The sequence below is a fragment of the Pseudomonas asiatica genome (genome assembly GCF_040214835.1).
Classification (GTDB): domain Bacteria; phylum Pseudomonadota; class Gammaproteobacteria; order Pseudomonadales; family Pseudomonadaceae; genus Aquipseudomonas; species Aquipseudomonas putida_Z.
Genome location: NZ_CP157874.1, coordinates 116,388 through 122,500, shown reverse-complemented (window position 1 = coordinate 122,500; position 6,113 = coordinate 116,388). Strand labels below are relative to the sequence as shown.

Annotated in this window: 5 protein-coding genes and 1 rRNA gene (1 of these 6 only partly in view); 2 read left to right on the top strand and 4 right to left on the bottom strand. The window is 59.6% G+C overall.

Going from position 1 to position 6,113, the window contains the following annotated elements; translation table 11 throughout:
* The 3 genes from ABNP31_RS00590 to ABNP31_RS00580 form a co-directional block, all read right to left on the bottom strand.
* Positions 1 to 500, bottom strand: a 16S ribosomal RNA gene (locus ABNP31_RS00590); it reaches 1,037 nt to the left of the window's first position.
* 568 nt (positions 501 to 1,068) lie between these two features.
* Positions 1,069 to 2,289 carry a CaiB/BaiF CoA transferase family protein gene (locus ABNP31_RS00585; protein ID WP_085705987.1) on the bottom strand — a complete coding sequence of 407 codons (1,221 nt, stop codon included), beginning with the start codon at positions 2,287 to 2,289 and terminating at the stop codon, positions 1,069 to 1,071.
* 14 nt (positions 2,290 to 2,303) lie between these two features.
* Positions 2,304 to 3,485, bottom strand: a complete 1,182-nt coding sequence (locus tag ABNP31_RS00580; protein WP_085619031.1) for an acyl-CoA dehydrogenase — start codon at positions 3,483 to 3,485, stop codon at positions 2,304 to 2,306.
* A gap of 161 nt (positions 3,486 to 3,646) precedes the next feature.
* On the opposite strand from ABNP31_RS00580, the gene ABNP31_RS00575 reads away from it, so the two are divergent.
* Positions 3,647 to 4,546 (top strand): LysR family transcriptional regulator, encoded by a 900-nt coding sequence (locus ABNP31_RS00575; RefSeq protein WP_054572517.1) that lies wholly within the window; start codon positions 3,647 to 3,649, stop codon positions 4,544 to 4,546.
* Between the two features lie 252 nt (positions 4,547 to 4,798).
* Here ABNP31_RS00575 and ABNP31_RS00570 read toward each other — a convergent pair whose 3' ends face one another.
* Entirely contained in the window at positions 4,799 to 4,990 is a 192-nt protein-coding gene (locus tag ABNP31_RS00570; RefSeq protein ID WP_139832839.1) for a hypothetical protein, read from the bottom strand.
* Between ABNP31_RS00570 and ABNP31_RS00565 the strand changes: the two genes are divergently transcribed.
* Positions 4,985 to 6,106, top strand: coding sequence for a Re/Si-specific NAD(P)(+) transhydrogenase subunit alpha (locus tag ABNP31_RS00565; RefSeq protein ID WP_015268506.1), 1,122 nt, complete (start codon positions 4,985 to 4,987; stop codon positions 6,104 to 6,106). The two genes, ABNP31_RS00570 and ABNP31_RS00565, sit on opposite strands and share 6 nt — an antisense overlap.
* The last annotated feature ends 7 nt before the right edge of the window (positions 6,107 to 6,113 follow it).

Below are 6,113 nucleotides of genomic sequence, written 5' to 3'. Positions count from 1 at the left end.
CCGGTGCTTATTCTGTCGGTAACGTCAAAACAGCAAGGTATTAACTTACTGCCCTTCCTCCCAACTTAAAGTGCTTTACAATCCGAAGACCTTCTTCACACACGCGGCATGGCTGGATCAGGCTTTCGCCCATTGTCCAATATTCCCCACTGCTGCCTCCCGTAGGAGTCTGGACCGTGTCTCAGTTCCAGTGTGACTGATCATCCTCTCAGACCAGTTACGGATCGTCGCCTTGGTGAGCCATTACCCCACCAACTAGCTAATCCGACCTAGGCTCATCTGATAGCGCAAGGCCCGAAGGTCCCCTGCTTTCTCCCGTAGGACGTATGCGGTATTAGCGTTCCTTTCGAAACGTTGTCCCCCACTACCAGGCAGATTCCTAGGCATTACTCACCCGTCCGCCGCTGAATCAAGGAGCAAGCTCCCGTCATCCGCTCGACTTGCATGTGTTAGGCCTGCCGCCAGCGTTCAATCTGAGCCATGATCAAACTCTTCAGTTCAATACTGCTTGGGTTTTTAAGAAACCCTAAACTTGGCTCAGCAATCTCAAATGACTATGTGATTTCTCGCATGGCCACTTGTGATGCTGATAATCTTTGTGACTATCAGTCCGTACTCACAAGCACCCACACGAATTGCTTGATTCGATTTGTTAAAGAGCGTTTGGTTAAGAGCTTTTCGTCTCAACCGAGGCGCGCATTCTACGCTTTCCTCATTTGCTGTCAAGCGTTTATTTTGAAGTTTTTTGCGAGAAACTCGTTTAGCTTCAAACACTTGACTCGCTGCGATCTCTCGTAGCGGGAGGCGAATCATACAGCGTTTAGAAGCGCTGTCAACCATCATCTCAACCGCTGCCGATCATTCGACCGAAGCACTCCTGATACTACCTGAATTGCCTAACTAATTGATTTACAAGAAGTTTTGCGCTTCGACTACGTCAGAAGTGGGGCGCATTATAAGGGGATTCGAAACCGCGTCAACCTTTAATTTCAAGAAACCCTGATATCGCTGAAAAGCAAAGCGGGGAGGCCTGACGGCCTCCCCGCTTTTCACCAAGGCCAAACGCCCTTAAAGCACACCGGTGCTGCGCAGCCGCTGCACCTCACCGGCATCCAGCCCCAATACATCCTCCAGCACCACCTCGGTATGTTCACCCAGCAACGGCGGCGCCCGACGGTACTCAACCGGCGTCTCCGACAACCGTATCGGGCTCGCCACCTGCGGCACACTCCCCGCCAACGGATGCGGAATGCTCACCGCCAATCCGCGCGCCAGAACCTGCGGGTCCTGGAACATCTGCGCCAAGTCATTGATAGGCCCGCACGGCACCCCTGCAGCCTCCAGTTGGCTCACCCACTCCGCCGTGGTCTTGAACACCGTGGCCTGGCGGATCAAAGGAATCAGCTCGGCCCGGTTGGCAACCCGCAGCTTGTTGGTAACGAAACGCGGGTCGTCCGCCCACTGCGGCTGCCCGGCCACCTCGGCGAACTTGCGGAACTGGCTATCGTTGCCCACGGTAAGGATGAAGTCGCCATCCGCCGTCGGAAAATCCTGATAAGGCACGATATTGGGGTGCGCATTACCCAGGCGACGAGGTGGGTTGCCCGTGGTCAGGTAGTTCATCGCCTGGTTCGCCAGGCAGGCCACCTGCACATCGAGCAACGCCATGTCGATATGCTGGCCCACCCCGGTCTGCTCGCGATGGGCGAGGGCAGCGAGGATCGCCACCGTGGAATACAACCCGGTAAGGATGTCGGTCAGCGCCACCCCTACCTTGACCGGCCCCGCACCTTCTTCACCTTCCGGGCGGCCGGTCAGGCTCATCAGCCCGCCCAACCCCTGGATCATGAAGTCATAACCCGCACGCCTGGCATAAGGCCCGGTCTGGCCGAACCCGGTGATGGAACAATAGATAAGCCGCGGGTTGATCGCCTTCAGGCTCTGGTAGTCCAGGCCATAGGCAGCCAACCCACCAACCTTGAAGTTTTCGATGACGATATCGGACTTCGCCGCCAACTCACGTACCAGGCGCTGCCCCTCGGCCTGTGTGAAGTCGATGGTAACCGAGCGCTTGTTGCGGTTGGCCGACAGGTAATAGGCCGCCTCACTGGTGTTCTCACCCTCGGCATCCTTGAGGAAGGGCGGCCCCCACGAGCGGGTATCGTCACCACTGCCAGGGCGCTCGACCTTGATCACATCGGCACCAAGGTCAGCGAGAATCTGGCCAGACCATGGGCCGGCCAACACGCGAGAAAGGTCCAGCACCCGCAGATGTGATAGCGCGCCCATGGGCTGGCTCCTTATCAATAGAAGGCCTGGATGCCGGTCTGCGCACGCCCCAGGATCAGTGCATGCACATCGTGAGTACCTTCATAGGTGTTGACCACCTCCAGGTTGACCAGGTGACGAGCCACGCCGAATTCATCGGAAATGCCATTGCCACCCAGCATGTCACGCGCCATGCGGGCAATATCCAGTGCCTTGCCACAGGAGTTGCGCTTCATGATCGACGTGATCTCCACTGCAGCCGTGCCTTCGTCCTTCATCCGCCCCAGACGCAGGCAGCCCTGCAGTGCCAGGGTGATCTCGGTCTGCATGTCGGCCAGCTTCTTCTGGATCAACTGGTTGGCAGCCAAAGGGCGACCGAATTGCTGACGGTCCAGGGTGTACTGACGCGCGGTGTGCCAGCAGGCTTCCGCAGCGCCCAGCGCACCCCACGAGATGCCATAGCGGGCGGAGTTCAGGCAGGTGAACGGACCTTTGAGGCCGCGCACCTCCGGGAAGATGTTTTCCTCCGGCACGAACACGTTGTCCATGACGATTTCGCCAGTGATCGAGGCGCGCAGGCCAACCTTGCCGTGAATCGCCGGCGCACTGAGACCTTGCCAACCCTTTTCCAGAACAAAGCCGCGGATATCACCCGCATCGTCCTTGGCCCATACCACGAATACATCGGCGATCGGGCTGTTGGTGATCCACATCTTGCTGCCGGTCAGGCGGTAGCCGCCGTCGACCTTCCGGGCACGGGTGATCATCGAACCCGGGTCGGAACCATGGTTGGGCTCGGTCAGGCCGAAGCAACCGATCCACTCGCCGCTGGCCAGCTTGGGCAGGTACTTCTGCTTTTGTGCCTCGGTACCGAACTCGTTAATTGGCACCATCACCAGCGACGACTGCACGCTCATCATCGAGCGGTAACCCGAGTCGATGCGCTCTACCTCGCGAGCAATCAGGCCGTAGCACACGTAGTTCAGGCCACTGCCACCGTATTGCTCGGGAATGGTGGCGCCCAGCAACCCGACCTCACCCATTTCACGGAAGATTGCCGGGTCGGTCTGTTCATGACGGAAGGCCTCGAGCACACGCGGGGCCAGCTTGTCCTGGGCGAACTGATAAGCGCTGTCACGCACCATGCGCTCTTCTTCAGTGAGCTGCTGATCAAGCAGCAGCGGGTCGATCCAGTTGAAGCTTGCTTTACCGGCCATGAGCGAAATCCTCGAAATAGTGGGCAGTTTCTTGTGCCTTTGAGCCTAGGCCTGATCGGCCGCCGGGACAAACGAGGATTGCGCACCAATTAGTGATAATTTGTCACTTCGTAAATCGGCAAAACACCATATTTACAGCCTTACGAGTGAGGTTGACGTACATGCGCCGCAAGATCCCCAGTACCGCCGCCCTGGTCTGCTTCGAGGCGGCGGCGCGCAACGAGAGCTTTACCAAGGCCGCCCAGGAACTCGCCCTGACCCAGGGTGCTGTCTGTCGGCAGATAGGCGGCCTGGAAGCCTTCCTCAATGTGGAACTGTTCCGCCGCTCGCGCCGCGGCGTGAAACTGACCGAAGCCGGCCTTTCCTACAGCCGCCAGGTGGCCGCCCAACTGGACGCGGTAGAGCGCGACACCTTGTCGGTAATGCGCCAGCAGGGCGCCAACGTGATAGAGCTGGCCGTGGTGCCCACCTTCGGCACCCAATGGCTGCTACCGCGGCTCAAGGACTTCCAGCAGCGCCACCCGGAGGTCACGGTCAACCTCACCAACCGCACCCGGCCATTCCTGTTTGCCGACACCACCTTCGATGCCGCTATCTACTTCGGCGATGCTGACTGGTCCGGCACCCAGTCGCACCGGCTGATGGGGGAAAACCCGGTACCGGTGTGCAGCCCGGCGCTGCTGGGCGGGCAGGGCACACTCGACGCGCAGCGTATTGCCCAACTGCCACTGCTGCAGCAGAGCACGCGTCCCTATGCCTGGCGGCAATGGTTCGGCAGTGTCGGCATGAATGTGGAACGCGACATGACAGGCCCGCGCTATGAACTATTCTCGATGCTCGCCCAGGCGGCCATGCATGAGATGGGCATCGCGCTGATTCCGCCGTTCCTGATCCAGCGGGAGTTGGAGGAGGGTAGGTTGGTGGTCGCTAACAGGCATGCCCTGAGTAGTGACAAGGCCTACTATCTGATGATTCCGGAGCGCAAGGTGGAGTCGGCTTCGCTGCGCGCCTTCCGCGACTGGCTGGTGAGCCAGGCTCAGGCGTATACGGCGAAGACGTAGGCAAGCGCGACAAATTGACTCCGTAGTCAATTATATTGAACGCCTACAGATATATGTATTTGTCGCATCTACATAAACTGTTATGCAGGGTGCAAAAATCCGCTTTAACCCTGCTTACGGCGCGGCTTTGCGGGTTATTTTGCGACATTCACCAAGCCGTAAGCGAATTGACCGCAAAATTTTTGTTTTTTTCTCCTAATCTGCCAATAGCCCATGTTTGACAGGCTGCAGCCTGACCGTTGCGACATACGGTCACAGGGTGACTTGTAGTTTTGACTTCGTTTCGCTCCAGAACCGGTTGAAGGCCTCTGGCTTCGTCTGCAAAATGCTTCGCCCGCCCGGGATTCGGCGGGTCGGCGCTCCACAGCCGCCCCAGCGCACCATCCGAAGTGCGCTGGCTTTTAAAAAGACAAAAAGGTCACCGCAGGAGAAATAGTCGTGCACATTGGTGTTCCTCTCGAGACGCAGACCGGTGAGACAAGGGTCGCTGCGACCCCGGAAACCATCAAGAAACTGATTGGCCAGGGCCATCAGGTCACCGTCCAACGGGGGGCAGGGCTCAATGCCAGCATTCCGGACAGTGCCTATGAGGCCGTGGGTGCTTCCCTGGGGAGTGCAGCCGATGCCTACGGCGCCCAATTGGTGCTCAAAGTGGTCGCTCCCAACGACCAGGAACTGGCCCTGATCAACAGTGGCAGCCTCCTGGTGGGCATGCTCAACCCCTTCAACAGCGAGCTGATCGGCAAGATGGCCGAGCGCGGCATTACCGCGTTCGCCCTGGAAGCCGCGCCGCGCACTTCGCGGGCGCAGAGCCTGGACGTGCTGTCGTCGCAGGCCAACATCGCCGGTTACAAGGCGGTGTTGCTGGCTGCCCATCACTACCCACGCTTCATGCCCATGCTCATGACCGCCGCCGGTACCGTCAAGGCCGCACGCGTGCTGATCCTGGGCGCGGGCGTTGCCGGCCTGCAGGCCATTGCCACGGCCAAGCGCCTGGGCGCAGTGATCGAGGCGTCCGACGTACGCCCGGCCGTGAAGGAGCAGATCGAGTCGCTGGGCGCCAAGTTCATCGACGTACCCTACGAAACCGATGAAGAACGCGAGTGCGCCGAAGGTGTCGGCGGTTACGCCCGGCCTATGCCGGCCAGCTGGATGCAACGCCAGGCCCAGGCCGTGCACGAGCGCGCCAAGCAGGCGGATATCGTCATTACCACTGCGCTTATCCCGGGGCGCAAGGCGCCGACCCTGCTCAGCGCCGAAACCGTCGCGCAGATGAAGCCCGGCTCGGTGGTCATCGACCTAGCAGCAGCCCAAGGCGGCAACTGCCCACTGACCGTCGCCGACCAGGTGGTACAGGAGAACGGCGTGATCATCGTCGGCCCGACCAACCTGCCGGCCCAGGTGGGCGCCGATGCCTCGGCACTGTATGCACGCAACCTGCTGGACTTCATGAAGCTGCTGTTCGACAAGGACGGCGCGCTGGTCATCAACCTCGAAGACGACATCGTCGCGGCCTGCCTGATGTGCCGTGATGGTCAGGTCGTCCGCAAGAACGGCTAAGGAGCAC